The sequence below is a fragment of the Luteibacter sp. HA06 genome, assembly GCF_054061215.1.
Genome location: NZ_JBSSDZ010000001.1, coordinates 4,094,575 through 4,120,108, shown reverse-complemented (window position 1 = coordinate 4,120,108; position 25,534 = coordinate 4,094,575). Strand labels below are relative to the sequence as shown.

The 25,534-nt window shown below is 64.6% G+C and carries 27 protein-coding genes; 5 read left to right on the top strand and 22 right to left on the bottom strand.

The genetic code is table 11. The features are described 5' to 3' along the window. Positions 1-32: 32 nt before the first annotated feature. From ACVWWJ_RS19055 to ACVWWJ_RS19040, 4 genes are all read right to left on the bottom strand, one after another. Positions 33-458, bottom strand: coding sequence for a hypothetical protein (locus ACVWWJ_RS19055; RefSeq protein WP_159895381.1), 426 nt, complete (start codon positions 456-458; stop codon positions 33-35). Continuing rightward, entirely contained in the window at positions 455-1,009 is a 555-nt protein-coding gene (locus ACVWWJ_RS19050) for a sigma-70 family RNA polymerase sigma factor (RefSeq protein WP_159895403.1), read from the bottom strand. The genes ACVWWJ_RS19055 and ACVWWJ_RS19050 overlap by 4 nt, the downstream gene beginning before the upstream one ends. Before the next feature lie 197 nt (positions 1,010-1,206). Beyond that, positions 1,207-2,997, bottom strand: coding sequence for a phosphoenolpyruvate carboxykinase (GTP) (locus ACVWWJ_RS19045; protein WP_456969072.1), 1,791 nt, complete (start codon positions 2,995-2,997; stop codon positions 1,207-1,209). Between the two features lie 96 nt (positions 2,998-3,093). After that, positions 3,094-3,684, bottom strand: coding sequence for a TetR/AcrR family transcriptional regulator (locus ACVWWJ_RS19040; protein WP_159895401.1), 591 nt, complete (start codon positions 3,682-3,684; stop codon positions 3,094-3,096). A gap of 140 nt (positions 3,685-3,824) precedes the next feature. Between ACVWWJ_RS19040 and ACVWWJ_RS19035 the strand changes: the two genes are divergently transcribed. Together ACVWWJ_RS19035 and ACVWWJ_RS19030 are read left to right on the top strand one after the other, a co-directional pair. Further along, positions 3,825-4,709: an alpha/beta fold hydrolase gene (locus ACVWWJ_RS19035; RefSeq protein WP_456969738.1), complete on the top strand. Its 885-nt coding sequence runs from the start codon at positions 3,825-3,827 to the stop codon at positions 4,707-4,709. 5 nt (positions 4,710-4,714) lie between these two features. Then, on the top strand, positions 4,715-7,186 hold the full coding sequence (locus ACVWWJ_RS19030; RefSeq protein ID WP_159895375.1) for an acyl-CoA dehydrogenase: 2,472 nt from the start codon (positions 4,715-4,717) through the stop codon (positions 7,184-7,186). A gap of 1,032 nt (positions 7,187-8,218) precedes the next feature. Here the strand turns inward: ACVWWJ_RS19030 and ACVWWJ_RS19025 are convergent. The 4 genes from ACVWWJ_RS19025 to ACVWWJ_RS19010 form a co-directional block, all read right to left on the bottom strand. Beyond that, on the bottom strand, positions 8,219-9,112 hold the full coding sequence (locus ACVWWJ_RS19025) for a hypothetical protein (protein WP_456969071.1): 894 nt from the start codon (positions 9,110-9,112) through the stop codon (positions 8,219-8,221). A 262-nt stretch (positions 9,113-9,374) separates the two neighbouring features. Beyond that, on the bottom strand, positions 9,375-10,004 hold the full coding sequence (locus ACVWWJ_RS19020) for a hypothetical protein (protein WP_456969070.1): 630 nt from the start codon (positions 10,002-10,004) through the stop codon (positions 9,375-9,377). After that, positions 10,001-10,381, bottom strand: coding sequence for a hypothetical protein (locus tag ACVWWJ_RS19015; protein WP_456969069.1), 381 nt, complete (start codon positions 10,379-10,381; stop codon positions 10,001-10,003). The genes ACVWWJ_RS19020 and ACVWWJ_RS19015 overlap by 4 nt, the downstream gene beginning before the upstream one ends. Continuing rightward, positions 10,378-10,869, bottom strand: coding sequence for a tail fiber domain-containing protein (locus ACVWWJ_RS19010; protein WP_159896456.1), 492 nt, complete (start codon positions 10,867-10,869; stop codon positions 10,378-10,380). Before ACVWWJ_RS19010 ends, ACVWWJ_RS19015 begins: the two co-directional genes overlap by 4 nt. Before the next feature lie 584 nt (positions 10,870-11,453). Here ACVWWJ_RS19010 and ACVWWJ_RS19005 point away from each other — a divergent pair. After that, positions 11,454-11,723 carry a hypothetical protein gene (locus ACVWWJ_RS19005; RefSeq protein WP_456969068.1) on the top strand — a complete coding sequence of 90 codons (270 nt, stop codon included), beginning with the start codon at positions 11,454-11,456 and terminating at the stop codon, positions 11,721-11,723. A gap of 436 nt (positions 11,724-12,159) precedes the next feature. On the opposite strand, the gene ptsP is transcribed toward ACVWWJ_RS19005, so the two are convergent. The 12 genes from ptsP to ACVWWJ_RS18945 all read right to left on the bottom strand — a co-directional run bounded on the left by ptsP (position 12,160) and on the right by ACVWWJ_RS18945 (position 22,097). Beyond that, positions 12,160-13,908 (bottom strand): phosphoenolpyruvate--protein phosphotransferase, encoded by a 1,749-nt coding sequence (gene ptsP / locus ACVWWJ_RS19000; protein WP_456969067.1) that lies wholly within the window; start codon positions 13,906-13,908, stop codon positions 12,160-12,162. 3 nt (positions 13,909-13,911) lie between these two features. Next, positions 13,912-14,181: an HPr family phosphocarrier protein gene (locus ACVWWJ_RS18995; RefSeq protein WP_046967005.1), complete on the bottom strand. Its 270-nt coding sequence runs from the start codon at positions 14,179-14,181 to the stop codon at positions 13,912-13,914. After that, on the bottom strand, positions 14,174-14,566 hold the full coding sequence (locus ACVWWJ_RS18990) for a PTS sugar transporter subunit IIA (protein WP_063573064.1): 393 nt from the start codon (positions 14,564-14,566) through the stop codon (positions 14,174-14,176). The genes ACVWWJ_RS18995 and ACVWWJ_RS18990 overlap by 8 nt, the downstream gene beginning before the upstream one ends. 39 nt (positions 14,567-14,605) lie before the next feature. After that, positions 14,606-15,487: an RNase adapter RapZ gene (rapZ, locus tag ACVWWJ_RS18985; protein WP_159896464.1), complete on the bottom strand. Its 882-nt coding sequence runs from the start codon at positions 15,485-15,487 to the stop codon at positions 14,606-14,608. A gap of 20 nt (positions 15,488-15,507) precedes the next feature. Next, a complete protein-coding gene (gene hprK / locus ACVWWJ_RS18980) occupies positions 15,508-16,410 on the bottom strand; it encodes an HPr(Ser) kinase/phosphatase (RefSeq protein WP_200851979.1) in 903 nt (300 codons plus the stop codon). Between the two features lie 125 nt (positions 16,411-16,535). After that, entirely contained in the window at positions 16,536-16,886 is a 351-nt protein-coding gene (gene hpf, locus ACVWWJ_RS18975) for a ribosome hibernation-promoting factor, HPF/YfiA family (RefSeq protein ID WP_159896448.1), read from the bottom strand. Positions 16,887-17,003: 117 nt separating this feature from the next. Then, entirely contained in the window at positions 17,004-18,485 is a 1,482-nt protein-coding gene (locus tag ACVWWJ_RS18970) for an RNA polymerase factor sigma-54 (protein WP_456969066.1), read from the bottom strand. Positions 18,486-18,584: 99 nt separating this feature from the next. Further along, positions 18,585-19,304 carry an LPS export ABC transporter ATP-binding protein gene (lptB, locus tag ACVWWJ_RS18965; RefSeq protein WP_063572632.1) on the bottom strand — a complete coding sequence of 240 codons (720 nt, stop codon included), beginning with the start codon at positions 19,302-19,304 and terminating at the stop codon, positions 18,585-18,587. Between the two features lie 4 nt (positions 19,305-19,308). After that, positions 19,309-19,884 carry a lipopolysaccharide transport periplasmic protein LptA gene (gene lptA / locus ACVWWJ_RS18960; RefSeq protein ID WP_456969065.1) on the bottom strand — a complete coding sequence of 192 codons (576 nt, stop codon included), beginning with the start codon at positions 19,882-19,884 and terminating at the stop codon, positions 19,309-19,311. 34 nt (positions 19,885-19,918) lie between these two features. After that, the gene (lptC, locus tag ACVWWJ_RS18955) at positions 19,919-20,509 is read right to left on the bottom strand and encodes an LPS export ABC transporter periplasmic protein LptC (RefSeq protein ID WP_159896462.1); all 591 of its coding nucleotides are present in this window, start codon (positions 20,507-20,509) and stop codon (positions 19,919-19,921) included. Between the two features lie 5 nt (positions 20,510-20,514). Further along, positions 20,515-21,063 carry an HAD-IIIA family hydrolase gene (locus tag ACVWWJ_RS18950; protein WP_159896442.1) on the bottom strand — a complete coding sequence of 183 codons (549 nt, stop codon included), beginning with the start codon at positions 21,061-21,063 and terminating at the stop codon, positions 20,515-20,517. A 20-nt stretch (positions 21,064-21,083) separates the two neighbouring features. Then, a complete protein-coding gene (locus ACVWWJ_RS18945) occupies positions 21,084-22,097 on the bottom strand; it encodes a KpsF/GutQ family sugar-phosphate isomerase (RefSeq protein ID WP_456969064.1) in 1,014 nt (337 codons plus the stop codon). A 170-nt stretch (positions 22,098-22,267) separates the two neighbouring features. Here ACVWWJ_RS18945 and ACVWWJ_RS18940 point away from each other — a divergent pair, with 170 nt between their 5' ends. Beyond that, positions 22,268-22,507 carry a BolA/IbaG family iron-sulfur metabolism protein gene (locus ACVWWJ_RS18940; RefSeq protein ID WP_159895483.1) on the top strand — a complete coding sequence of 80 codons (240 nt, stop codon included), beginning with the start codon at positions 22,268-22,270 and terminating at the stop codon, positions 22,505-22,507. Positions 22,508-22,557: 50 nt separating this feature from the next. Further along, positions 22,558-23,817: a UDP-N-acetylglucosamine 1-carboxyvinyltransferase gene (gene murA / locus ACVWWJ_RS18935; RefSeq protein ID WP_159895481.1), complete on the top strand. Its 1,260-nt coding sequence runs from the start codon at positions 22,558-22,560 to the stop codon at positions 23,815-23,817. A gap of 149 nt (positions 23,818-23,966) precedes the next feature. Here murA and ACVWWJ_RS18930 read toward each other — a convergent pair whose 3' ends face one another. Next, positions 23,967-24,668, bottom strand: a complete 702-nt coding sequence (locus ACVWWJ_RS18930) for a DUF3108 domain-containing protein (protein ID WP_456969063.1) — start codon at positions 24,666-24,668, stop codon at positions 23,967-23,969. A gap of 219 nt (positions 24,669-24,887) precedes the next feature. Then, complete coding sequence (gene purN, locus ACVWWJ_RS18925) at positions 24,888-25,526, bottom strand: phosphoribosylglycinamide formyltransferase (RefSeq protein WP_456969062.1); 639 nt, start codon at positions 25,524-25,526, stop codon at positions 24,888-24,890. Positions 25,527-25,534 lie beyond the last annotated feature (8 nt).

Sequence of the window (25,534 nt, the reverse complement as noted above, 5' to 3'; positions counted from 1 at the left end):
TTTTCATGAGTGGGGTCCTGGCTGATCGCATGTTAGCCGGCTTGCTTTTCGAGGTTACGCAGACGGTCGCGCTGGCGTTCGGTCCTCAGCAGCAAACGCTGCAGGGCGGCCGAATCGGGGGAGTCCTGCATGGCCTGGGTCAGCTCCATGCGCGCGGCGTCGAGTTCTACCGCGGCTCCGGAGAGGCGCGGGTCGGTCGGTTTCCAGTGGGTTTGACTGGCACTGGCCAGGCCGTCGCTGCCGATGGGCGCGACGAGATGAAGTCCGATGCTGCCACCCAGTACTGCAACACCGGCGATCGCCGCAGCCATCAGCCAGGGCTGCGCGCGCCGACGGCGCGGCGCGGCGGCGACGGGTGCTTCGTCGAGACGGGCTTCAATACCGGCCCATAGATCGCGACGGGGCGCGACCGGCCGGTTGAGGGAGCGCATCTGGCGCAGGTAATCGAGGTCATTCATGAGTTATCTCCCAGCGCGCGGCGGAGCAGTCCGCGTGCACGGTGTAGCTGAGCTTTCGAGGAACCGACCGCCATCCCGAGTTCAATGGCGATCTCCTCGTGTTTCCAACCTTCCACGTCGTACAGGACCAGGACGGCACGGGCCCGCGGCGGTAGTGCCGCGATGGCCTTTTCAAGTTCGTCGCGCTCCACGGCGCGGACGGGATTATCGAGGTCGGCGATGTCCGGCAGATGTTCATCGTCGACGATGCTGACGGGGTCGGCGTTGCGGGCGCGTATGGACATGAGTGCCACATTCACCGCCAACCGGTACACCCAGGTGCCGAAGGCACTCTCGAAGCGGAAGCCGTCGAGCTTCTGCCAGGCGCGGATGAAGGCTTCCTGGGTCAGGTCTTCCGCGCGGGCATGGTCGAACGCGGCCAGGCGAAGAATGGCGCCATAGACCCGGTCCGAATGCTTGCGGTAGAGGATCTCGAACGCCTTCCGGTCGCCGCCGACGGCAGCGCGCACCACATCGTCGTCGGACGTGGCGACAGGCAGTTCAGGCTGCATGAAGGAAGTGGCGGCGAGGCATAGGGCATTCATCTTGCCAGCTTGGATGCCGGCAAGGGGAGAAGCGTTTAAGGGGGAGGGAAAATGTGGGAGCCGCTTCAGCGGCGAAAAGCCAACGAAGCGGCTTAGCCGCATCGCCAATCGCCGACAAGTCGGCTCCCACACAAAGCAGCCCCAATCAGGCAATGCAGCCCCGATCAGGCGACGTTGGCCGCCCGGCGCTCCACAGCCGCTTCCAGCGCCTTGCTCACGCGCACTCGCTCGGCTTTCAGGCGTTCAGGCATGCGTGCGCCGAAGCCATCGAGGTACAAGCCGATGGCGTTGAGCTCCTCGGTCCAGCCTTCGACGTCGACATGAAGCAGCTCGTCGAGGGAACCCGGCTTGATCGAGAGGCCTTCGGCGTTGAGCTCGCCCTTGGCCGGCACCACGCCGATCGGCGTTTCCACGCCCTCGGCCTTGCCCGCAACGCGCTGGATCATCCAGTCGAGCACGCGGAGGTTTTCGCCGTAGCCGGGCCACATGAAGCGGCCATCGGCGTCCTTGCGGAACCAGTTCACGTGGAAGATGCGCGGCAGCTTCGCGCCGGGCTTGTCGAAGGACAGCCAGTGGGCGAAGTAGTCGGCGAAGTTGTAGCCGCAGAAGGGCTTCATCGCCATGGAATCGCGACGGAGCACGCCGACGGCACCGGTCGCGGCGGCCGTGGTTTCCGAACCCATGGCGGCACCGACCAGCACGCCATGTGCCCAATCCTTCGCCTCGAACACCAGCGGGACGAGCGAAGGCCGGCGGCCACCGAAGACGATGGCCGATATCGGCACGCCAGCGGCCTCTTCGGACTCCGGCGCCCAGCTCGGGCACTGTTTCGCACTGACGGTGAAGCGGGAATTCGGGTGCGCGGCGGGGCCGCTGGCCGCATCGTACGGGCGACCCTGCCAGTCGGTCACCGGCTCGCCTTCGCCCAGGCCTTCCCACCACGGACGCGCGTCCGCGGTAACGGCGACATTGGTGAAGATCGCATCCCGGCCGAGGGTGGCCAGGGCGGTGGGATTGGTATTCGCTCCGGTGCCCGGCGCGACGCCGAAGTAACCGGCTTCAGGATTGATCGCCCAGAGGCGGCCATCTTCGCCCGGCGTCATCCAGCAAATATCGTCGCCGACGGTCCAGACCTTCCAGCCGGCCTCGCGGTAGCCCTCGGTCGGGATGAGCATGGCGAGGTTGGTCTTGCCGCAGGCCGACGGAAACGCGGCAGCGATGTAGTGTTTCTCGCCCTGCGGGTTCTCGATGCCGACAATGAGCATGTGCTCGGCCAGCCAGCCTTCGCGGCGCGCCTGGTGGCTGGCGATGCGCAGGGCATGGCACTTCTTGCCGAGCAGGGCGTTGCCGCCGTAACCGGAGCCAATCGACTTGATCGAAAGCTCTTCGGGGAAATGCATGATGAAGCGACGCTCGGGGTCGAGGTCGCCCGTGGAGTGCAGGCCCTTCACGAACTGGCCTTCGCGCTCGATGCGGGCCAGGGCGGGCGCGCCCATGCGCGTCATGATGCGCATGTTGGCGACCACGTAGGGGCTGTCGGTGATCTCGACGCCACAACGCGACAACGGTGAATCGATCGGGCCCATGCAGTACGGGATGACGTACATGGTGCGGCCACGCATGGCACCGGCGAACAGGGCGTCGATCTTCGCGTGCGCCTCGGCGGGGGCCATCCAGTGGTTATTGGGGCCGGCCTCTTCTTCCTCGGGCGTGCAGACGAAGGTCAGGTGCTCGACGCGGGCTACGTCCGACGGATTCGATCGATGCAGGTAGCTGCGCGGGTTGGTCTCCTCGTTGAGCGGGAGGAGATCGCCACTGGCGAGCATTGTCTGGACGAGTTCGGCGTACTCCGCGTCCGTGCCGTCGCACCAGCGAACGGAGGTGGGCTCCGTCAGTCGGGCGACTTCGTCAACCCATCGATTCAATGTTTCCAGGGAACTTCCGTACGAACGCATCCGTTGTGGTCTCCAGTTAAACGCTGTAGAGACAGTAGTTTGCGATCGTTGGTATTGGCAAGGCACGGCGCAGCAAAATGCGCCGCGCCGTTCAGCTCAGGCGGCAGGCTTGGCCGGGGTGAGCGTAAAGATCACGTGCTCGACATAGGCGTCGAACTCGTCATGGCTCAGGCGCGGCAGGCCCAGCGTGAAGTTCAGCTGGAGGAAGCCGACGTAGGCCGCGTAGGTCAGGCGGGCACGGTGCAGGGCGACCACGGGCTCGAGGCCGGCTTCCTTGTACATCGAGGTAAGGAATTCGATCCGACGCTGCGACACCCGGGCCATGACCGGGACGACCTGCGGGTGGTCGAGAGCCTTGAGCAGCGCCGCGTAGACCCGGTGAGCCTGCAGTTCGTGGGCGACGCGGCGGAACAGTTCCGGCAGGCGCTTGCGCGGATCCGCGATGCGCTCGATTTCGCCGAGAACCTCGCGTTCGCCGTATTCTTCCCAGCGTTCCAGCGAGGCCTGGAGCAGGGCTTCGCGCGTGCGGAAGTGCCAGTAGAAGCTGCCTTTGGTCACGCCCAAGCGGCGGGCAAGCGCCTCCACGGCAAGCGCGCCGACGCCTTGTTCGGCGATAAGGGCTAGGGCGCCGTCTTCCCAGTCTTCTGCGGAGAGGCGGACTCGTTCGTTCTTGGCACCGTCGGTCATCGACGCATGGTAGCCGAGACGCCGCCGTTTGCAATCCAGCCACCCGGTGGCGTGTTGCATAAGACCTTGACTTGGTTGCCATTGCGTGACCGTACGCTGCCGTATTGACGCACCTCTCCGCGCCCTACATACTCGTCCGTATGGTCGCCCACCCTACGTCCCCGACATCCGCCTTCTCGAGCCTTATCTCGATCGATGGCATCACACTGGCCACGCAGCGCTGGGCCGGTGAGCGTTCGCCGTCGCTCGTGTTCGCGCACGGCTTCGGGCAGACGCGCCACGCCTGGAACGGCGCGGCGCGCACGCTGGCTGAGCAGGGCTTCGATGCCACCACCTTCGATGCCCGTGGCCATGGCGAGAGCGAGCGCGTGCCGCGCGGCGAATACCACATGGAGCAGTTCGTCGCCGACCTGCTCGCGGTATCCGCCGAAGCGGTGTCGCCGGACGGCCGTCCCCCGGTCCTGGTCGGCGCGTCGATGGGTGGACTGCTCGGCCTGATGGCCGCCGGCGAAGCCGATCCGTCCCGTCCCCCGTTTTCGGCACTTATCCTGGTCGACATCACCCCGCGCTGGGAAACCGCCGGTGTCGAACGTATTCTCGGCTTCATGCGCGCGCATCCGGATGGCTTCGCGAGTTATGAGGAGGCGGCCTCGGCGATCGAGGCGTACCTGCCGCATCGTCGCGAGCGCAAATCCGAAGCCCAACTCAAGCCGCTGCTGCGTCAGGACGAGCAGGGCCGGCTGCGCTGGCATTGGGATCCCGCGTTGCTGGACGGCCTCGTGCAGGAAAGCGAGCGGTACCAGCCGCGCCTGTTCGCCGCCGCCGCACGCGTCGAGGTGCCGGTGCTGCTCCTTTCAGGCAGCCGCAGCGACGTCGTCTCCAGCCAGACCGTCGACGAATTTCTCCGTCTCGTGCCGCACGCGCGTCATGTGTCGCTTGCCGATGCCACCCACATGGTGGCCGGCGATGCGAACGACGCGTTTACCCGCGAAATCTCACAGTTCATGCAATCCCTGACGAGGTAACACCGATGTCTGCAATCCTGGTTGTACTGGCGGCAATCATCGCCTCCGGTGCCTGTGCGTACCACCGCACGTCGCTCCGCACGTGGGCCATCGCGACCGCGGTGACGACCCTCGTCGTCGGCTTGCTCGCCCGCGCGCCGGTAACCACCGTCATCGTGCTGATCCTGCTGGCACTCGTCGCCGCGCCGTTGCTGATGGTCGACTTCCGCCGGAAGAAGATCAGTGCACCGCTGCTGTCGATCTTCGCCAAGGTGACGCCGAAGCTTTCCGAGACCGAGCAGACCGCGCTCGAGGCCGGCACCGTCGGCTTCGAAGGCCAGCTGTTCTCGGGCAAGCCGGACTGGTCCGAACTGCTGCGCCAGCCGAAGCCGGAACTCTCGGTGGAAGAGCAGGCCTTCCTCGACGGTCCCGTCGAAGAACTCTGCGGCATGGTCGACGACTGGCAGATCACCCATGAACTGGCCGACCTCCCGCCGAACGTGTGGGAGTTCATCAAGAAGAACAAGTTCTTCGGCATGATCATCCCGAAGACCTACGGTGGTCTCGGTTTCTCGGCGCTGGCCCACTCGGCCGTGCTGCAGAAGCTCTCGAGCATGTCGCAGACGCTCGCTTCCACCGTCGCCGTGCCGAACTCGCTCGGACCAGGCGAACTGCTCATGCACTACGGCAGCGACGAGCAGAAGAACCACTTCCTGCCGCGTCTGGCCGACGGTCGTGAAGTCCCGTGCTTCGCGCTCACCGGCCCCTACGCTGGTTCGGACGCGACCTCGATCCCCGACTTCGGCATCGTCACCAAGGGCATGTGGAACGGCGAAGAAACCGTCGGTATCCGCCTGACCTTCGACAAGCGTTACATCACGCTGGCACCGGTCGCGACCATCGTCGGCCTCGCATTCCGCATGTACGACCCGGACAAGCTGCTGGGTGAGAAGGAAGACCTCGGTATCACGCTGGCGCTGCTGCCGCGCGAAACCCCGGGGATGGAAATCGGTCGTCGCCACTTCCCGCTGAACACCCCGTTCCAGAACGGCCCGGTGCACGCGAAGGACATGTTCGTCCCGCTGTCCGTGTTGATCGGTGGCCCGCACATGGCCGGCCAGGGCTGGCGCATGCTGGTCGAGTGCCTCTCGGTTGGCCGCGCTATCTCGCTGCCCTCCAACGCAACGGGCGCGTCGCGCATGGCGGTCTCCGCTACCGGCTCGTATGCGCGCATGCGCAAGCAGTTCGGCCTCGCCATCGGTCGTTTCGAAGGTGTGGAAGAAGCGCTCGCGCGTATCGGCGGCCTGACCTATGCCATGCAGGCGCTCTCGCGTGCCACGGCAGCGGCTGTCGATCGCGGTGAGAAGCCGGCCGTGCCGTCGGCGATCGCCAAGTACCACGCCACCGAATGGTGCCGCCAGATCGCGTCCGACGCGATGGACGTGCACGGCGGCAAGGGCGTCATCCTCGGCCCGAAGAACTACATGGGTCGCGGCTGGCAGTCCGTGCCGATCGCCATCACGGTGGAAGGCGCGAACATCATGACGCGCAGCTTGATGATCTTCGGCCAGGGTGCGATCCGCTGCCATCCTTACGTGCTGAAGGAAATGCAGGCCCTGGGCATCGCCGATTACCGCGAGCGCCTGAAGACGTTCGACAAGGCGCTGTTCGGCCACATCGGCTTCGGTTTTTCGAATGCCGTACGCAGCTTCGTCCTCGGCGTGACCGCCGCGAAGATCGGCGAGACCGCTGGCGACGCGTACACGCGCCGCTACTACCGCAAGCTCAACCGTTACTCCGCGGCGCTGGCATTGTGTGCCGACGTGGCGATGGGTGTGCTCGGCGGCAAGCTGAAGTTCAAGGAAAAGCTGTCGGCTCGCCTGGGTGATGTGCTGTCGTATCTGTACATCGCCAGTGCGATGCTCAAGCGTTACGAAGACACCGGTCGTCCGGAAGCGGATCGTCCGCTGCTGGCCTGGGCGTTCCACCAGTGCGTGTGGAACATGCAGATGGCGCTCGACGGCGTGATCCGTAACTTCCCGGTACGTCCGGTGGCCTGGCTGCTGCGTGCCCTCGTGTTCCCGTTCGGTCGTCGCGAAGTGCCGCCGTCCGATCGTCTCGGCCGTCGCGTCGCCGCGCTGATCACCGCGCCCAGCGAAGCCCGCGATCGCCTGACCACCTGGACCTACCTCACTCCGACGGCGAACAACACAGTGGGTCGCATGAATGCGCTCCTGCCCGACGTGATCGCCGCCGAGCCGGTGGAGCGCAAGTTCCTGAAGGCGTTCAAGGGTGGCCAGCTGAAGTCGCACACGTACAACGAGCAGCTCGTCGAAGCCGAGAAGCTCGGCGCCATCACCGCCGCCGAGCGCGACCTGCTCCAGCGCGTGCGTGACGGCGTCGCCGAGTTCATCTCGGTCGACGACTTCGACAGCGAAGAGCTGCAGGCCGGCGTGAAGCGCAACGCCGAAGCCATGCAAAAGGTACGCGCCGCGTAAGCAGCAGCGCCTTCTGTGGGAAACGATTCATCGGCGAAAAGGCCGCGAGCAATCGCGGCCTTTTTTTAGTCCGCACGCAGGCTCCTGTGGGAGCCGCTTCAGCGGCGATGCTTCTGGAAAGCCGCGAGGGGCAAGGCCCTTGGGGCCGCGACGCGGCTCTTTGTAGGGCGGCGATTGGTCTGAGCAGGCGTGCCACATGGTTTGATAACTGCCAAATCCCCCTTGAGGGGCCCTAAAAGGCCCCGGCCTCGGGCAGGCCGCTATGGGGCCATATGGGTAGCTATGGGTACCTTATAGGTGCCCTGCCCAAAGCGGTCCCAATCGCCGGGAGGCCAGCCCCGGGACGGCAAAGGCGGGCAAGGAACAGCTAGGCACCCGCTCCGCCCTCGCCACGCGTCAGAAAAGGCCGGCTGGCTCCGCCGCGAGGTCCCAGCTGAAGATCAGCACCTCACCGACCTCCTTGCCCTTGCCACACCCGACGGTATAGCGGTGATCGGGTCGCTCCATGTGAAGCGACTGAAGAGCTGCCGAATGGCCGGGTGGTCGTTGAGGGTCACGATAGCCTTCCCCTGGATCTCTCGGCCCACTTGCGTTCCTCGTGTTCGAAGACGGTGACGTAGGATCGGAACGGCTTTCTCGGGGTGGTCATGCGGGCCATGCGGGGTTCCTTGCTGATCGTTGGGCAATAAAAAACCGCCTCGTGGGCGGCTGATGGTGTGCGGGTCGTGCTGATGCACGGAGGGTTTATACGAGTTGAGCTAAGAAAAAGCCGCTCTGGTGAGCGGCTTAAGTCGAAACGATTATTGAAAAATCAATGTATCCACCCTAGCTTTTCAAGGACCGTCGCAATGATTACGACGAAGGCGATCGCTACTGCTATAGACTGAAGGCGTCGCGTTTGCGGCGTTTTAGGCACGTGCCTCAGCAAAGCAAAAATGATTGCAGCCGTGATTACTGCACATACGACCATCGTCCACTGAAACGGCGTTAAATCAAACGACAGAATAGCGATCATCATCTACGGCCTCTTCGTTACCAGTTTCCCTGGCCCGGGTAAGTGGAGTTGCATGTAGCGTTGTCCTCAGAGTAGCTAGACAAGCCGTCGGCCGTTACCACGTACGCGCCAATGCATCCTGCAATCGCGACGCCGGTCTCAGCTGCTGCGCAACTTGCAAGTGTGGCTAGGCTACCGCCGGTTATCTGCGCTACGTCCGATGTTTTGTGGTCGCAGTGTTGTTGGCGAAAGGCGTTCCAATAGGTGTAGTCCGGCGTAGTCGTTCCACCGCCCGCACCATTCGAATCCCAGAAGTCGAACCTATAGCCACCCCAACCTCCAAAGTCGCTGTCGACGACGTCGTTGCACGAATAGGCCGCGTCGCAACCAAAACCATCGCCGCCTGGAGATGGATACAGATTGGGACTTAGCACAGCCTGCGCGGCCATCATCCCGTTGTTACCGACCTTCATGGCCGATGGCACAACAGTGCCGGCCTTGATAAGCAGCGAGGTCTTCTTCGGATTGGCGAGCAATGTCTGGAATCGCGACTGGAGCGCAGCGGCCTGATTGGGGTCACCATTCGCAGCAGCAAGAAACGCCTGAGAAACTGACATCTGCGTGCTCACGTGGCTATTCGACACGGTAGCGACGTTCGTGGCCATGTTGAGGTTTAGGGTAACGCCGTTCGACGCGTAAACCTCGATGGTCGATCCATAAGGCGTCACGGAAAACGAGGTAATCGATGGTGTGGGCGGCGGAGGAGGCGGCGGATTTGTTCCACCACCGCCACCGCCACCGCCACCTGGATCACATGTGTCGCACTTCAAATTTGGCTGAATGGCAGGGGAGGCGCTTGACGACGTTTGCTGGGCGACTGCGGTACCAGCAAGAGCGAAAAGTACTAACGCAACGAGAAAACGACGAGACATCGGACAACTCCTTTTGACGATGAAACTGCGGTTGCCGCAATTTGCGGCTGGTGATGTGAGGCTCCGTCCCTCGATCCTGCGGATGACCCCTTATCGCAAGCAATCACGCTGGATCGCTCGCCGTACGCAATGTACGAGCGAAAATTCGTGTTGCGCAACAGCAAGTTCTTGCGCTCCCTATGCGAGGTTGGCGCCCTTTCGAATTCTGCCGAAAAGGCGCACAGGAGCTAAGGAGCTACGGCAGCCTGGCCCCGACTATGGCTTAGTTGCCGAACGCGCTCGTCTGATAATTGAACGTGCTCGCGGATCGCTGCACGCCGAGGCGGTACAGGATGACCGTGATCTGGCCGTTAGATACGCCCTGCGTCGTAACTAGGATCGCGCTCGACGTGGCCGACGCCGTCTGCGTCGTCGTAAGGGCCGTTACACCTGGGGCGCTATTCGCCGTGCTGTGGCTCGCGTTGCCCACGCTGGTGCCCGTCTGCGACACACCCATGTTGCAAGACCAGTTCGCGACCGAATCGCCCGCTGGCAACCAAACGCCCGAGTCGATCCCCGTCTCTGTGCTGCTCACGATGCGATGGATTTGCCAGGTGCCGTCATTCAGCATGTACAGCTTGATGGTCGCTGTGCCGCGAAGATTGTTCGACGCGGTGTAGTTCCTCCCATTGAAGCCGAGATTGTAGACAGCCGTTCCTTTCGCCGCCCAATAGTTTGATACGTCGGTGCCGCCGTTCTTGTATCCAACATCCGCGCGCTTCGAACCGTACTTGATGTTTGCATAGCGCAACGGAGTGCCGCCGACATAGAAGGCGACGGCCGTGCCGTCACCCACGGTATCGGGATCGAACAGGGCATCAAGATCAGTGCCCCCGGTCAAATACCGGCTCACGCGTCATCTACTCCCGGCTGCGGAATGTTGACGACATCCGCGACGGAAGGCGGCACGTCCTGCGCCTCGTCATACAGGGTCGCGAATGCGGCCTTGATGATGAGTGCGGCACCAGCCGCCGAGACCTTCGACAGGTCGAAGTTAGTGACGGGATCGACGCCGGAACCGAAGCAGCGCGCCGCGATCGTGTCCAGCGACGTCAGCAGCGGCGCCTGGTCGCCGCCCGGCCCCTTGTAGTCGTCGCCGACAAAGATGCAGGGGCGACCACCGAACGTAATTTGTACGCCGTTTGATGCGGGGTCGTAGACCATCGTCGTGGTGAGTGAAATAACTTCACGCGTCACGCCGGGCGCGAGGGTTTCGATACGGGGATTCATTTGATCTTGCGCTCCAGTTTATTCAGGCGGTTGAACAGTTCCGCGACGTCGAGCGCGTTATCCATCGCGCAATCAAGGGCGAGTCCTGCCTTGTCTACCGAAAGGCGCTTGACCTTCCGTCCATTGACCTTGCTGCCGACGACGTGGCGCTCAAACTCGCGGACCCATCGGGGCGCATGCTGCTGCAGCCACTGCGCAATGACGCCCTGGTCTTCGCGGTCATCGCGCTTCCACTTCCATGATCGAAAGTTCTTCGCGACCTTGAGGGCGATTCCTCGTGTCACTTGCGCGCGGCGAATATGGTACTTCTCGCGCTGGTCGGAGACGTTGAAACCGCCCGTCGCCGACAGGCGATAGGTATTGAGATCGCACTTGTCGGCTCTGCATGCCTCGATAGCGCGGAGGATGGCCTGCGACGATTGGAAGTCCACTTCGTAGTCGTAGTCCGCTGCGCGTGCAGAGGACGCCGCGGAGCCGGAAATACGCATTCATTGTCAGTCCCTCTGTCTGATCAACCTGTCGTTCTCGCCGACTGTGGCGATTCCAGCTTCGGTACGGCATGCCATCGCACAATTGAGCATGCTTCTACATACAACCCGATGTTGTTTTGCTACGGTCGTTTCGTTGCCTGCGTCGTCGCTGTGAATGCTGCGCAGGCAACCACCGCTTCATGCGGTGAAGAAGCGCGAGACAGGAGTGTTCGAAGCACGCCTGCCTCGCTAACCACAACGAACTAGAAGGCAGTAGTTATGGCTGATACCGATCATACGGCACCCGCTCGCCCGCCGAACCTCCCCGGCGACACCCCCTACGGTTACCGGGTCGTCTGCGTCCATCGCAGACACGGTTGACGAACCGCAGCGTCAGCCATTTCTAAGATATTTCTCGGCCGTGTAACCCGGCGCGTTCCGACGCGCACGGATCCATAGAGCTGACGCTGACCACTTCAACAACCAACGCACCCGGCGCCCGGTCACGGGCAGTCGTGAAACCGCGAGTCCGTTAGATCCGCGGCACGTCGCTTTGTGGACGTGCCGCACCTGGAGTCGTGGGTTCCAATCAAGGAGAAGCGATGTCAGTTACCAACGAAAACGGCACGGTTCGTCGTGCCCGCTATTACGCCGACCCCGAAGCGTCGGCGCACGACCTTCTCAACAACGCGGCGGAACTGCTGCAGTACGCGCGCGGGGTCACGGAGTTGCTCGCGGAATTCGTGCATGAGTCGGACACCGTCGATTGCCGGCGGATGGCGTTGTCGCTCGAGGCAGTGGCGGCGCTTACGCAGATGGGGGCGCATTGTGCGGCGGAGGCGCATGTGCGGATTTGTTGGGATGGGCGGTGAGGGGGAAGGCTCGTTGTGATCGGTGCAATGCATCGGTCGCATCGTTTGGAGTCTGAGGATTCGCCGCTGAAGCGGCTCCTACAAAGGCGGGCCGTTGCAACACGCGATAGGTGGCACGAGCCGGCTTTGCGCTGGTGCCGCACGCAACCTCAGCGTTTGAGGGCGCGACCGGGTTGGCCCTTGGGGACGCCTAAGCTGAGGGCCGCTCAGTCCACATGGAATGCGAAAGAGGAGCTACGGCCCGTCACGAAGTGCCGCGCCGCGGCCCCAAGGGCCAACCCGGTCGCGACCACGCGCGAAGCACGAGCGTCAGGCGGCATAAGCCGCTGGGCACATGAGCCGCGAAGTGGCTGTCCTCTTCGATAAAGCATCGCCGCTGAAGCGGCTCCCACACAGAGCCGGTCCACAAAGAGCCGGTCCACACAGAGCAAGGTTGTTACGCGCAGTTGTCCTGGAGAGAGACGACTTCGAGGAGGCGCGCTTCGACTTCGTCGCGCGAATGGGCGCGGAACAGGCGCGGTGCTGCGCGGCGGAGTGCGCGGCAGTCCAGGGTGGTGAGGCGGTCGCGTACCTGGAGCAGCTGCCCCGGATGCATGCTGAATTCTTCCAGGCCCATGGCCAGAAGCAACGCCGTGAACTGCGTATCGCCAGCAATCTCGCCGCACAGGCTCACCGGCTTCTTTGCGCGACGCGCACTGGCGATGACGTGCGCAATCAGGCGCAGGAACGCAGGCTGCAACGGATCGTAGATGCCTTCGAGCGCATCGTTGTTACGATCCGCCGCGAGCACGTACTGTGCGAGATCGTTCGTACCAATGGCGAGGAAGTCGGCCTTCTCGAGAATCGACGACACGCCGATCGCCGCCGCCGGCACCTCGATCATCGCGCCGATATCCAGCCGCTCCGGCAACTCCTGACCTTCGCGGGCGAGATCCTCGCGCGCCTTCTTGATCAGGCGACGCACGTCCGTCATCTCACCCAGGTGGGTAATCATCGGGATGAGGATGCGCACCGGGCCATAACAGGCGGCACGCAGGATGGCGCGAAGCTGGATGCTGAAGATATCGGGGTAACGCAACGACAAACGGATGCCACGCACGCCGAGTGCGGGGTTGTCTTCCCCACGGATGGCGAGGCCCGCGGCATCGGCCTTGTCGGCACCGAGATCGAGCGTACGGATGGTGACGGGCAGGCCGCCCATGCCGAGGACGACGTCGCGATACGCGATGAACTGCTCCTCTTCCGAGGGCAGGCCGCGCTGGCGCAGGAACAGGAATTCGGAGCGGTACAAGCCGACGCCATCGGCGCCACGCGCGCGGGCGAGGGTGATGTCACCGATCAGTTCGGCATTGGCGTAGAGGCGCACGTGGGCGCCGTCTTTCGTCAATGTCGGTGCGGAGGCGAGGGCAGCGAGGCGACGGCCTTCCGCCGCAGCCTGACGCTGCCATTGGCGATAACGGGCAAGGTCCTGCGCGGTCGGATGCACGATGACTTCGCCGTGCTCGGCGTCGATCAGGACGAGGTCGTCGTCGTTGATCGTCGCGAGCGCGTCCTTGGTGCCGACCAGCATCGGCAGGTTGAAGCTGCGCGCGAGGATGGCGCTGTGCGAATAGATGCTGCCGGCGCTGGCAATGACGCCAAGCATGCCCTGGCCAGCCATGCTGGCCATGTCGGCCGGCGCCACCGTGTCGCTGACGACGATCTCGCCCACGCGCGCGGCGAGCTTGCGCTCTTCACGGCTGGATTGCTGGAGGAGGGCGGACATGACGCGACCGATCACCTGGTCGATGTCTTCGCCGCGACTCTTGAGGTAGGGGTCGTTCATCGCGTCGAATACGGCCGCGAGTCGGTCGCGCTGCATCTTCAGCGCTGCGCTGGCGGTGTAGTGGCCGACAGAGACGAGCTCGTCGAGGCCGCGGAGCAGCTCTTCGTCGTCGAGCAGCAGGCTGTGCGCGTCGATGAAGTCGCCCACTTCGCGGGCCAGTGCGCCGTGCAGCTTGCCGCGCAGCTCACGTAGTTCCGTACGTGCGCTGTCGATGGCCTTGTGCAGTCGTTCGATCTCGGGCGCGATCTCCGCGTCTTCGAGCATGCGCGTGTCGACCGCATAGATGCTCGGCTGAACCAGGCGCGCGCGTCCCAGGGCCATGCCCCGGGCAGCTTGCGTACCGGTCAGCACGTATCTCATGGGTCAGGCACCCTCGTCGAACTTGCGGTCGAACAACTCGACCACGGCGGCCAGGGCGGCTTCTTCGTCCTCGCCCTCGGCGCGCACGCCAAGGGCAGTGCCCATGCCGGCGGCCAGCATCATCACGCCCATGATGCTCTGGGCGTTCACTTCGCGACCCTTGCTGACGATCCACACGGTCGATTTGAAGCTGGAAACCAGCTGGACGAGTTTGGCTGAAGCGCGGGCGTGCAGGCCCAGCCGGTTGGATACCACGATGTCTCGTTCAAGCATGGTCGATGAAGATCCCTCCGCGACCGCCACTGGCCGCGATCTCGGTCAGTTCAGTCAGCGATTTATCCGAGTAGTTGAGCACGCGCAGCAGCATCGGCAGGTTCAGTCCCGAGACGCAGCGCAGGTGCACGCCGAGTTCGCTCAGGGAAAGACCGATGTTGCAGGGCGTCGCCCCGTAAAGGTCGGCGAGGACGAGGACGCCGTCGCCATGGTCGAGATCGCGGGCATGCTTGGCCGTGAGGGTGCGCATGACGTCGGGGTCCGCGCTGGGCGGCACTTCCACGGCGTCCACATCCATCGGCAGCTTGGGCATAACGTGGCGCGCGGCGGAGATCAGCGCCTTGCCGACGGCTTCGTGGGTCATGAGGAGGACGCCGACGCTCATCGCCCGGTATCTCGGTAAGACTGGGGCTGGGTCATGGCGTTATTCGAGCTCACGGTGAAAGGTCAGTACGTTGCCGCGTTCCGAGCGGAAATGCTGGGCCAGCTTCTCGACGAGGTAGACCGAGCGATGGCGCCCGCCCGTACAGCCGATCGAAACGGTGACGTAGCTGCGATCCTCACCCTCGAAGCGTGGAAGCCACTTTTCGAGCCAGCGAGTCACGTCGTCATAGTACTCGCCTACCAGCGGGTTCGCGTCGAGGAACTCCCTGACCGGCTGGTCCTTGCCCGAAAAGGGGCGCAGGCGCGGATCCCAGTGCGGGTTGGGCAGGCAGCGGGCGTCGAAGACGAAATCGGCATCCGAGGGCAAGCCCCGGCGGTAGGCAAACGACTCGAACAGAAGGGTGGTGCCGTCCGAAGCCGCCGCATAGCCGGTAGCGAACAGGCGCCGCAGCTGATGGACGTTGAGGTCGCTGGAGTCGATGACCTTTTCGGCGATCGAGATCAGCGGCCGGAGCAGCTTGCGCTCCTGGGCGATCGAATCGGCCAGCGAGAGCTTCTCGGCCGCCAGCGGGTGGCGCCGGCGGGTTTCCGAGTAGCGCTTGATCAGCACGTCGTCGCGGCTGTCGAGGAAGATCAGGTGGACGTGCACGCCGGCCATGGAGAGCTCGGAGAGGACGTGCGGCATGCGCGAGAGGTCGACCCGGCGGTTGCGTACGTCCACACCGACGGCAATGCGACGGCGCGGGCCATGTTCGCCCTGGCTCACCGCGGCTACCAGCTGGGGGATGAGCTCGGCCGGCATGTTGTCGACGCAGTAGAACTCGAGGTCCTCGAGCGCGCGCAGGGCCACCGTCTTGCCACCACCGGACATGCCGGTGAGGACGATCAGGTGAATGGCGTCGGGGTCGACGATCGGGTTCATGACTTCGTCGATCACGGGGGTCACCAGGGAGGAAGCCGGCGCATCTGGTGCGCCTGGCGGTCGATAAAGGTCTGCGCGGGATCGATACCCTTGCTCTTGAGCACGTGACTGCGCACGGCGGCTTCGACCAGCACCGAAAGGTTGCGGCCGGGAGCGACGGGAATGGTGATCTTGGGAACGTCCACGTCGAGCACGTTGCGCCGGCTGACATCGCCGGTGAGGCGGGTCATGGCGTCGGTCTCTTCACCGGCGAGCATTGGCTTCAGGTGAATCACCAGCCGCAGGTATTTCGAGGGCTTCACGGCGGTGTGGCCGAACATCTCGCGGATGTTGAGCACGCCCAGGCCGCGTACTTCGAGCAGGTCCTGGAGCAGGTCGGGGCAGGCGCCGTCGATCACGTCGGGCGCGATCAGGGTGAATTCGGTGGCGTCGTCGGCAACCAGGCGGTGGCCGCGGCTGACCAGTTCCAGCGCGAGTTCGCTCTTGCCCGAGCCCGGCTCGCCAGTGATCAGCACGCCGATCGAGAACACTTCCAGGAACACGCCGTGCAGGGTGACCCGCGGGGCAAGCGTGCGTGCCAGGTGATACTGGAGGTAGGTGAGCAGCTCATGGCCGCGGCGCGTGCTCTGCCACAGCGGGGTGTCGGTTTCCTCGGCCACTTCGCGCAGGTCCGAGGGAATGGCCTGGTCCTTGGTGACGATGAGCGCGGCGGGCTGGTAGGCGGCGATCTTGTGGATCGCTTCCCAGCGCTGGCGGGGCTCCAGTCCGTCGAGGAAGTTGAGTTCCTCGGTGCCGATGATCTGCACCTTGTTCGGGTAGATCACGTTGAGGTAACCGACCAGCGAGGGACGGCGGCTCTGCTTGGCATTGGGTTCGAGCACGCGCGATTCGCCGCGCATGCCGGCGGCCCAGCGCAGCGCCATGCGCTCGTGTACCCCGTCGAAGAGTTGTCTGGCGGTCAGCCGGTCCACGCTGGATCCCTTGAAATGGCGAAGCCGGCGCGAGGGCGCCGGCTGGGGCTATTGTGCCATCAAGCGTGGACGGGGGTTCAGGGACTGGCGACGCGCGCGTCGCGGCCCTCGGTATTGTGGTGATCCTTCAGCTTTTCCTTGTGCTTCTTCAGCTGGTCGGCAAGCTTGGCGATCATCCCGTCGATGGCTTTATAGAGGGCGTCGGGCTTCTTTTCGTCTTCCAGGCTGGCGACGCCATCGGCGTGAAGACGGGTGCCGGCGCAATGCAGGGTACCGCTGGCCTTGTGCTCGTTCTTGTCGACGGAAAGGACCACGTCGAGGGCTTTGATGTTGTCGAAAAGGCGTTCGAAGCGGCCGATTTGCTGTTCCACGCGCTCGCGCAGAGCCGGGGTGATATGGATGTGCTGGCCGCTGATCTGGATTTGCATGACGCCTCCTTCTTGCTGAGGGTGCCGCCCTGGGGGCGACGAGTGCGGAGCGGCGGAGTGCCGTTCCTCAAGCCTGAAATACTGTGACCGTGGACCTCCGTGAGGGTTCCCCGCGCCTCAACTGGCGCGGACACGTTCGCTGGAACTGGGGATGCGCAGGGCTTCCCGGTACTTGGCCACCGTACGACGGGCAACCTGAATTCCGCGTCGATGAAGTTCCTCGGCCAGGGCCTGGTCCGAGAGTGGGCGGCGCGCGTCCTCGCCCGTGATGAGTTTGCGGAGCATGGCCTGGATGGCGGTGGCCGAGGCGCTGCCGCCGTCCTCCGTGGCCACGCCACTGGAGAAGAAGTGCTTCAGTTCGAAGGTACCGCGCGGCGTGTGCATGTACTTGCGCGTAGTGACCCGGGAAATGGTCGATTCGTGCATGCCGACTTCCTCGGCCACCTCGCGCAGGACCAGCGGGTGCATGGCCTCGGGGCCATAGTCGAGGAAGGCGCTCTGCCGGCGCACGATGACGTCGGCCACCTTGGTCAGGGTCTCGGCACGGGATTGCAGGCTCTTCAGCAGCCAACGGGCTTCCTGGAGCTGGCCCTTCATCCACGTGGCGTCGTCGCCGCGGGCGCGGGCGATGAGGTTGCAGTAATGCTGGTTGAGGCCCAGCCGGGGCTGGGCGTCGGGATTGAGGCTGACCTGCCAGCGGCCGTTTTCGCGCCGCGCATAGACATCGGGGGCCACGTATTCCACCGGCGTGGCGTCCAGCGCCGAGCCGGGCCGCGGATCCAGGCTGCGGATCAGGGCGGCCGCGGCGGCGACATCCTCTTCGGCGGCCTTGAGCTTTCGGGCGATCTTGGCGGCGTCGTTACGCGCAAGAAGCTCGAGCTCGTCGGTGACCACGCGGATGGCGAGGTCGCGGTGCGGGGTTTCCAGGGAGAACTGCGAGAGCTGGCACAGCAGGCAGTCGCGCAGATCCAGGCTGGCGATGCCGGTGGGATCGAAACGTTGCACCCGCTGGCGCACGCGCTCGATTTCCTCGGCAGTGGCCTTCATCTCGGCGGGCAGGGCGGCTTCGACCGCCTCGACGCCGTCGCGGAGGTAGCCGTCTTCGTCCAGCGCATGAATGATGGCGGTGGCGATGGCGTGGTCGCGAGGGGAAAACTGGGAAAGGTTGAGCTGCCACTCCAGGTGTTGCTGGAGGTTCTCAGGGGCAGCGTTTTGTGGCTCGAAGCCGTCCTCGTCACCGCTTCCGGACCGCGAAGGCGCACCCGCGTAGTCGCCGGCTTCGCCGTGGAAGCGATCGTCGTCCCACTCGGGGGCAAGTTCTTCGGAGGGGGTGACCGTCGATTCTTCTTCGGCCTTGGAAGCCTTGACCGGGACTTCGTCACGCGCCGGGAAGTCCGGGCCGTCGTAGTCGCCCTCTTCGGGCAGCTCGGCCTCGGCTTCGGCGTCTTCGGCGAACTCGAGCAACGGGTTGCTTTCCGCGATCTGGCGGAGTTCGGCCTCGAGCTCCAGCTGCGACAACTGCAGCAGGCGGATGGCCTGCTGCAACTGGGGCGTCAGCGTGAGCTGCTGATGCAGGCGAAACTGGAGTCCGGGTTTCATGCCTTCGATGCGTGAGGTGTCAAATCCATCGTAACCCCTTGCGACCTTCCCAAACCAGCATTCCGGTGAGCTATGCCCACCGGCCGACGATGCAGTGTGTCAGATACGGAACTCACGGCCCAGATACACCTCGCGGACCTTTTCGTCGGCGAGGATGTGCTGGGGCGTACCCCGGGCGAGGACTTCGCCGTCATTGAGGATATAGGCACGGTCGCAGATGCCGAGCGTCTCACGTACGTTGTGATCGGTGATCAGCACGCCGATGCCGCGTTCTTTCAGGTGGCGGACGATGCGCTGGATCTCACCGACGGAAATCGGGTCGACGCCGGCGAACGGTTCGTCGAGCAACATGTAGCGCGGGCGGGCGGCCAGCGCGCGGGCGATCTCGACGCGGCGACGCTCGCCGCCGGAGAGGCTGATGCCCTTCTGCTCGGCGATGTGGGCGATCTTCAGTTCGTCCAGCAGGCTTTCCAGTTCCTCTTCGCGCTGCCGGGCGGTCATGTTGTCGCGCAGTTCGAGCACGGCGAGGATGTTGTCCGAGACGCTCAGGCGGCGGAACACCGAGGCTTCCTGCGGCAGGTAGCCGATGCCGAGCTTGGCGCGGGCATGCATCGGCAGGCCGGTAATGTCCTGGTTGTCGAGTTTGATAACGCCGGCGTCGGCCTGGATGAGGCCGACCACCATGTAGAAGCAGGTGGTCTTGCCGGCACCGTTGGGGCCGAGCAGGCCGACCACTTCGCCCTCGCGGATGGAGAAAGCGAAATCGCGGACTACCTGGCGCGCGCGAAAGCGCTTCTGCAGGCCTTGGGCTGAGAGCATCGGGTCAGGGCTTCTTTGGCTGCGCGGGCTTGGCGGCCGGCGGTGTGGCCGGCGTGGCCGGAGCGGCGCCGGGCGGCGGGTTTTTCGGCTGGAAGGTCATGTGCACGGGTTCCGCGCCATTGCTTTCGCCGGTCATCGTGCTGTTGGTCGTGTTGTAAGTGATCTTGTCGCCGTTGCTCTCGTTGAGCTTGCTCTTGTCGGCCGCGTCGGTCTGTTTGTCCACATGCGCCTTGCCGGTGAGCACGGCGATGCCGTTGCCGCTGTTGGCGGCGTCATCCGGCTTGTAGTCGATGTTGGCGGCATGGCCGCGCATCAGCAGGTCCTGGTCGTCCATCTGCTGCACCGTGGCCGGGTTACCGTCGACGATGACCCGGATGATCTGGTTGTCGGCATCGAGGTAGCCCGTTGCCTTGTCGCCGGTGATCTTCAGGGTTCCCTGAGTCAGCACGACGTTCGTGGTCCAGATCACCTTGCCCGGCTGCGTGCTGTTCGCCTGCTGCTGCGTGCCATCGAACGTCTTCGACGTGACGTTGGTCGGCTGGGCGCGATCGGACTGCTTGGCAAAGGCGGGCAGGCTCATCGTGAGCGCCACGCCAAGGACCGCGAGGAGGGTACTAGCGCTTGCGCGGCGGATAGACGGTGTGGACTGCATCGAGGAGCTCCAAATGCTTGGTATCGAGATTGGCGCGCATGCCAACGCCATCCATTGTAGAGGCACCCTGAACGATCCGGGCTGCCTCGGCCGTCTCCAGACGGTTCTCCTTGGGCCAGGCGGTGACCTCGGAGGTGTCGATGCTCGCCGGCGGCGTCTGCTCGAAGGCAATGCGGTCCATGTGGACCTTGCCCTGCAGCTTGAGCAGGCTGCCGTCCTTGTTCACCCAGCCATATTCCGAGTGACCCTTCCACGGCGGCGCCGTCAGGTCCTTGGTCGGCGGCAGGATGAAGTCCGGCGTATTGATGTACAGCGACTCGTCGCCTTCGCGGCGCTCCAGGTGGGGCGCGATCAGCTTGAAGGCGGGCTGGCCGAAGTCGTTGTAGGAATCGAGGTTGAAGTTGGTCAGCACGTAACCGGACCGCGGTGGACCGACGAAATCGTTCGGCTCGCTGACCGGCGCGACCCAGTAATAAAGCAGCACGCTGGCGCCGAGCACGGCAGCGAGTATGCCGGCCGTGCCCGCCGCGCTGCGATCCTTGAACAGGAGCATCAGGCTCACAGCCAGCGTTCCCGCTCGGCTTCGGCCTTGCCCTGGGCGGCGAGGATCAGGTCGGACACTTCACGCGCCGCCCCATAGCCACCCGAGAGGCGCGTGCGGATATGCGCACGCTCGACCACCCAGGGGTGGGCGTTGGCCACGGCCACGGCGAGTCCGGCGATACCCATGGCGGCGAGATCGGGGAGGTCGTCGCCGACAAAGGCCGACTGCTCGGGCGTCAGGCGCAGCGCACTGAGCAGTTCCGTCAGGCAGGCGCGTTTGTCCTTCTGGCCCTGGTAGACGTGCTGGATGCCGAGTTCTTCCGCGCGCAGCGACACCGGGTGACTGATGCGGGCAGTGATGATCGCAACCTTGACGCCGTTTTCCTGCAGCCGCTTCAGACCGAGGCCGTCATGCACATGGAACACCTTGGTCTCGCGGCCGTCCTCGGCATACCAGAGGCGGCCGTCGGTAAGGGTGCCGTCCACGTCGAATACCACGATACGTATCTTGGCCGCGCGCTCGGCGACATCGGCGGGAATCTCTGAGTAATGCGTGTAGGGCATGGGCTTCTGGGTGGGGAGCGTCAGACGACGCGGGCGCGGAGCAGGTCGTGGATATTGAGCGCGCCGACCACACGCCCGTCGGCATCGGTGACCAGCAGCGCATTGATCTGGTGTTTTTCCATCAGCTGCGCGGCTTCGACGGCGAGTTTGTCAGAGCCGATGGTTTTCGGTCCGCGGGTCATCAGCTGGGCAACGGTAGCGTTTCGCAGGTCGATGTCGTCGTCGTCGAGGCAGCGACGAAGGTCGCCGTCGGTAAACACGCCGAGGAGGAAGCCGTCATCGTCGACCACGGCGGTCATGCCCAGGTGCTTACGGCTCATTTCCACAAGCGCTTCGCTGAGCGTGGCGTCGAGGCGCACACGGGGAACGTTCTCGCCCGCGTGCATGACGTCCGCGATGTGCAGCAACAGGCGGCGCCCAAGGCTGCCGGCCGGATGCGAGCGCGCGAAGTCATCCGGCGTGAAGCCCCGCGCTTCGAGGAGGGCGACGGCCAGGGCATCGCCCATGACCAGCGCGGCCGTGGTGCTGGCGGTAGGAGCGAGTCCGTGGGGGCACGCCTCCGAGGTCACGTTGGCGTCGATGTTGACGTCGGCCTGCCGGGCCAGCGACGACTTCGGATTGCCGGTAATCGCGATGAGCGGGATACCCTGGCGCTTGATCGCCGGCAGGATGAACAGCAGTTCGTCGGTCTCGCCGGAGTACGAGATTCCAAGCAGGATGTCGTCCGGCTGGATCATGCCCAGGTCGCCGTGGCTGGCCTCGCCCGGATGGACGAAGAACGACGGCGTGCCCGTGGACGCGAACGTCGCGGCGATCTTGCGGGCGATATGCCCGCTCTTGCCCATGCCGGAGACAACGACGCGGCCCTTGCAGGCCATGATCAGCTGGCAGGCCTGGACGAAGGACGCGTCGACCTTCTTTTCGAGCGCACGGATAGCCGCCGCCTCGGTGACGATCACGGTACGCGCGCTACGGACGACGATATCGGCATTCACGAGCGGGTGATCGGCAGGCGGGGCGGTGCGGGCGTTCATGCGGCCTCGGGGGTCCGGGTTGGGGCGTTTGACCCGGGATGTCCATTTCTGCGACACCGGATTTCCATTACCATTACATATTCTCATTTTATCGTCGCCGCCATCGAACGATGGTTCAGGGTCCGTTTCGGAACCCTGCGGCCCGACGACCCCCTTTCTACGGAGAATCCATGGACGCTGCCCGCATCCAGGCATTGATCGAAGCCGGCCTGCCCGGTGCCCTGGTAAACGTTCGCGGCGACGACGGCGTGCACTTCGAGGCCGATGTCGTCTCGGAACAGTTCGCAGGCAAGCTCCCGCTGGCCCGTCACCGCCTCGTTTACGCCACTCTCGGTGACCTCATGGGCGGTGCCATCCACGCCCTGGGCCTGAAAACCCTTACTCCCGAAGAAGCCGCCGGCCGCCGTTGAGGCGCCGCGACACTCCTCGTACGACCTCCCTTTCCAGGTAATTCGATTCCATGGCCAAGATCCTTATCACCGGCGGAAACCCGCTCGTGGGCGACGTGAGCATTTCCGGCGCGAAGAATGCCGTACTGCCCATCCTCGCTTCCTGCCTGCTTGCCGATGAACCGGTAAGCATCGGCAACGTGCCGCACCTGCACGACGTCACCACGTTTATCGAGCTGCTCGGCCGCATGGGCGTGCGCGTGGTGCTGGACGATCGCATGAAGATGCACATCGACCCGCGCCCGGAAAATTCCTGCGTGGCACCGTACGAGCTCGTGCGCACCATGCGTGCGTCGATCCTCGTACTGGGTCCGCTCGTGGCCCGCTACGGCAAGGCCGAAGTGTCGCTGCCGGGCGGTTGCGCGATCGGCTCGCGCCCGGTGGACCAGCACATCCGCGGCCTCCAGGCGCTCGGTGCTGAGATCACCGTGGAGAACGGCTTCATCAAGGCGAAGGCCGGGCGCCTGAAGGGTGCCCGCATCGTCATGGACATGGTCACCGTCACCGGTACCGAGAACATTCTGATGGCCGCCACCCTGGCCTCGGGCACGACGGTGATCGAGAACGCCGCGCAGGAGCCGGAGGTGGTCGATCTCGCCCACTGCCTGATGGCCATGGGCGCGAAGATCGACGGCATCGGCACCTCCACGCTGATCGTCGAGGGCGTGGAACGCCTGCATGGCGCGCACTACGAAGTGCTGCCCGACCGTATCGAAACCGGCACCTTCCTGGTCGGCGCCGCGATGACCGGTGGCAAGGTGCGCGCGCGCGGCGCACGTCCCGACACCCTGGACGCCGTGCTGCAGAAGCTCGAGGAATCCGGTGCGCACATCAGCACGGGCCCCGACTGGATCGAGCTCGACATGGGCGGTCGTCGCCCGAAGGCGGTCAATCTGGTGACCGCGCCGTACCCGGCGTTCCCGACCGACATGCAGGCACAGTTCACGGCGCTCAACTGCATCGCCGAAGGCGTGGGCGTGATCACCGAGACGGTGTTCGAGAACCGCTTCATGCACGCGCTGGAACTGCAGCGCCTGGGTGCGGACATCCGCCTGGAAGGCAACACGGCGATCATCACCGGTGTGCCGAAGATGAGCGGTGCGCCGATCATGGCGACCGACCTGCGCGCGTCGGCGTGCCTGGTGCTCGCTGGCCTGGTCGCCGAGGGCGACACCACGGTCGACCGCGTATATCACATCGACCGCGGCTACGAGAATATCGAAGAGAAGCTCGGCGTCCTCGGCGCGACGATCCGTCGCGTCCCGGGCTAAAAAAAGAGCCGGCTCAATGCCGGCTCTTTTTTTCATGTGGGAGCCGGCTATGCCGGCGATTGCCAGGTTGCCGAGGGCACCCATCGCCGCTGAAGCGGCTCCGACACTAAGTGGCTCCCACACACTATGCGGCTCCGCACGCGCGCGGCTTACCTCGCGCTGTAGCTCACCAGCTCCAGTGTCAGGTCGCCGCCGTCTTTCTGGGCGAGCTTCACCGGTACCGGATACTTTGCCGGCACGTACCAGGCGCTGAAGGTGGCGGCCTGGTCGGAGCGGTCGACACGTTGCGCTTCGAACGAGCCGGCCGGCACCGTGATCTTCTCCTTGCCCGACACCTTGAACGACTGGTTTTCCACGGCCTGCTTGACCGCGACCGGGAAGGTGACCTGCTGCTGGCCCGCGGCCAGCGCGACGCCGAGTGCCAGCGGCAGCGTGTTGCGCTCCACCATGTTCGGCACGGCCGCGTACGAGAAGCTCTTCTTGGTGTCCTGCACCTGGACCGTGTTGCCCTGGATGGTCAGGTCACGGGTCTTGCTCTTGAATGAGGAATCCAGCTGGTAGTGGTAGCTGATCGCGGCCGGCACCTTGCCGGACCAGGCGAAGCGCGAGACTTCGCTCACGTTGGCGCCCACGGCGGCCGCGAGACCACCCGTGCCCTTGGTCTGGTTGCTGTATTCGAACTGGCCATTGCCGACGGACTTGAGCGTGATCGTCGCGTCGCCGAGCGGATCGCCGCCCTGGAGCACGTGATACGTGGCGGTGAAGGACTGCGGCACGTCAGCGGCGAATGTGGCGGCGGGCAGGGCGAGAGCCAGCGCAAGGCCGGCGCGGAGCAGGGGAGTCGTCTTCATGTAACCGAGTTTAATGGCGGTGGCTGAATGTGGGGCAATAAGCGCCGCACCCCCCGCTCGGTAGCAGCCGATGCGTCGGCCATGCTTCTGTGGGAGCCGATTGATCGGCGAAGGGGGCTTGCGGCCACCTGGTTATCGCCGCTGAAGCGGCTCCTACAGAAAACGGGATCGCCGCTGAAGCGGCTCCCACAGAGAGCGGGATCGCGGCTGGAGCGGCTCCTATAGGAGCGCGGCTATGTCCAGCGGGTTTGCCAGCGCGTGGCCCTCGAACATGGCCTTCCCTTCCCAGGCCAGGCGGCCGGTGGCGATCGCGTTGACGACGGCCGGTAGCAAGCGGTGTTCCTGCACCAACAGCCTGGCTGCAAGCGAGGCCTCGGTGTCACCCGGGCCAACGGCAATGCGCGCCTGGGCCACGACCGGGCCGCCATCCAGTTCGGCAGTGACGTAATGCACGCTGGCGCCGTGTTCGGCGTCGCCGGCTTCGAGACAGCGGCGATGCGTGTGCAGGCCGCGATACTTCGGCAACAGCGAGGGATGCACGTTGATGGCGCGGCCTTCCCAGTCGGCCACCACGCTGGCATCGATGATGCGCATGAAGCCGGCAAGTACCAGGAGGTCGGCGCCGGCATCAGCCACTCGCCCGAACAGCGCACGGTCGAAATCGGCACGAGTGGGGTAGTCGCGAGGGTTGAGGAAAATCGTAGGGATGTTCGCGGCGGCGGCAACGGCGAGGGCTCCCGCCGAGGCCTTATCGCTGCCCACCAGCACGAACTCGATCGGCAGCCGCGCTTCGATCAGCGCGGCGAGATTACTGCCGCGCCCGGAAGCGAGCGCGGCGACACGCAGGGGTCGATCCACGGAGCGGA

Coding starts and splice junctions, on each gene's coding strand:
- ACVWWJ_RS19055 (WP_159895381.1), bottom strand. CDS start 458: ATGAATGACCTCGATTACCTGCGCCAGATGCGCTCCCTCAACCGGCCG.
- ACVWWJ_RS19050 (WP_159895403.1), bottom strand. CDS start 1,009: ATGCAGCCTGAACTGCCTGTCGCCACGTCCGACGACGATGTGGTGCGC.
- ACVWWJ_RS19045 (WP_456969072.1), bottom strand. CDS start 2,997: ATGCGTTCGTACGGAAGTTCCCTGGAAACATTGAATCGATGGGTTGAC.
- ACVWWJ_RS19040 (WP_159895401.1), bottom strand. CDS start 3,684: ATGACCGACGGTGCCAAGAACGAACGAGTCCGCCTCTCCGCAGAAGAC.
- ACVWWJ_RS19035 (WP_456969738.1), top strand. CDS start 3,825: ATGGTCGCCCACCCTACGTCCCCGACATCCGCCTTCTCGAGCCTTATC.
- ACVWWJ_RS19030 (WP_159895375.1), top strand. CDS start 4,715: ATGTCTGCAATCCTGGTTGTACTGGCGGCAATCATCGCCTCCGGTGCC.
- ACVWWJ_RS19025 (WP_456969071.1), bottom strand. CDS start 9,112: ATGTCTCGTCGTTTTCTCGTTGCGTTAGTACTTTTCGCTCTTGCTGGT.
- ACVWWJ_RS19015 (WP_456969069.1), bottom strand. CDS start 10,381: ATGAATCCCCGTATCGAAACCCTCGCGCCCGGCGTGACGCGTGAAGTT.
- ACVWWJ_RS19010 (WP_159896456.1), bottom strand. CDS start 10,869: ATGCGTATTTCCGGCTCCGCGGCGTCCTCTGCACGCGCAGCGGACTAC.
- ACVWWJ_RS19005 (WP_456969068.1), top strand. CDS start 11,454: ATGTCAGTTACCAACGAAAACGGCACGGTTCGTCGTGCCCGCTATTAC.
- ptsP (WP_456969067.1), bottom strand. CDS start 13,908: ATGAGATACGTGCTGACCGGTACGCAAGCTGCCCGGGGCATGGCCCTG.
- ACVWWJ_RS18995 (WP_046967005.1), bottom strand. CDS start 14,181: ATGCTTGAACGAGACATCGTGGTATCCAACCGGCTGGGCCTGCACGCC.
- ACVWWJ_RS18990 (WP_063573064.1), bottom strand. CDS start 14,566: ATGAGCGTCGGCGTCCTCCTCATGACCCACGAAGCCGTCGGCAAGGCG.
- rapZ (WP_159896464.1), bottom strand. CDS start 15,487: ATGAACCCGATCGTCGACCCCGACGCCATTCACCTGATCGTCCTCACC.
- hprK (WP_200851979.1), bottom strand. CDS start 16,410: ATGGCGCTGCGCTGGGCCGCCGGCATGCGCGGCGAATCGCGCGTGCTC.
- hpf (WP_159896448.1), bottom strand. CDS start 16,886: ATGCAAATCCAGATCAGCGGCCAGCACATCCATATCACCCCGGCTCTG.
- ACVWWJ_RS18970 (WP_456969066.1), bottom strand. CDS start 18,485: ATGAAACCCGGACTCCAGTTTCGCCTGCATCAGCAGCTCACGCTGACG.
- lptB (WP_063572632.1), bottom strand. CDS start 19,304: ATGCTCTCAGCCCAAGGCCTGCAGAAGCGCTTTCGCGCGCGCCAGGTA.
- lptA (WP_456969065.1), bottom strand. CDS start 19,884: ATGAGCCTGCCCGCCTTTGCCAAGCAGTCCGATCGCGCCCAGCCGACC.
- lptC (WP_159896462.1), bottom strand. CDS start 20,509: ATGCTCCTGTTCAAGGATCGCAGCGCGGCGGGCACGGCCGGCATACTC.
- ACVWWJ_RS18950 (WP_159896442.1), bottom strand. CDS start 21,063: ATGCCCTACACGCATTACTCAGAGATTCCCGCCGATGTCGCCGAGCGC.
- ACVWWJ_RS18945 (WP_456969064.1), bottom strand. CDS start 22,097: ATGAACGCCCGCACCGCCCCGCCTGCCGATCACCCGCTCGTGAATGCC.
- ACVWWJ_RS18940 (WP_159895483.1), top strand. CDS start 22,268: ATGGACGCTGCCCGCATCCAGGCATTGATCGAAGCCGGCCTGCCCGGT.
- murA (WP_159895481.1), top strand. CDS start 22,558: ATGGCCAAGATCCTTATCACCGGCGGAAACCCGCTCGTGGGCGACGTG.
- ACVWWJ_RS18930 (WP_456969063.1), bottom strand. CDS start 24,668: ATGAAGACGACTCCCCTGCTCCGCGCCGGCCTTGCGCTGGCTCTCGCC.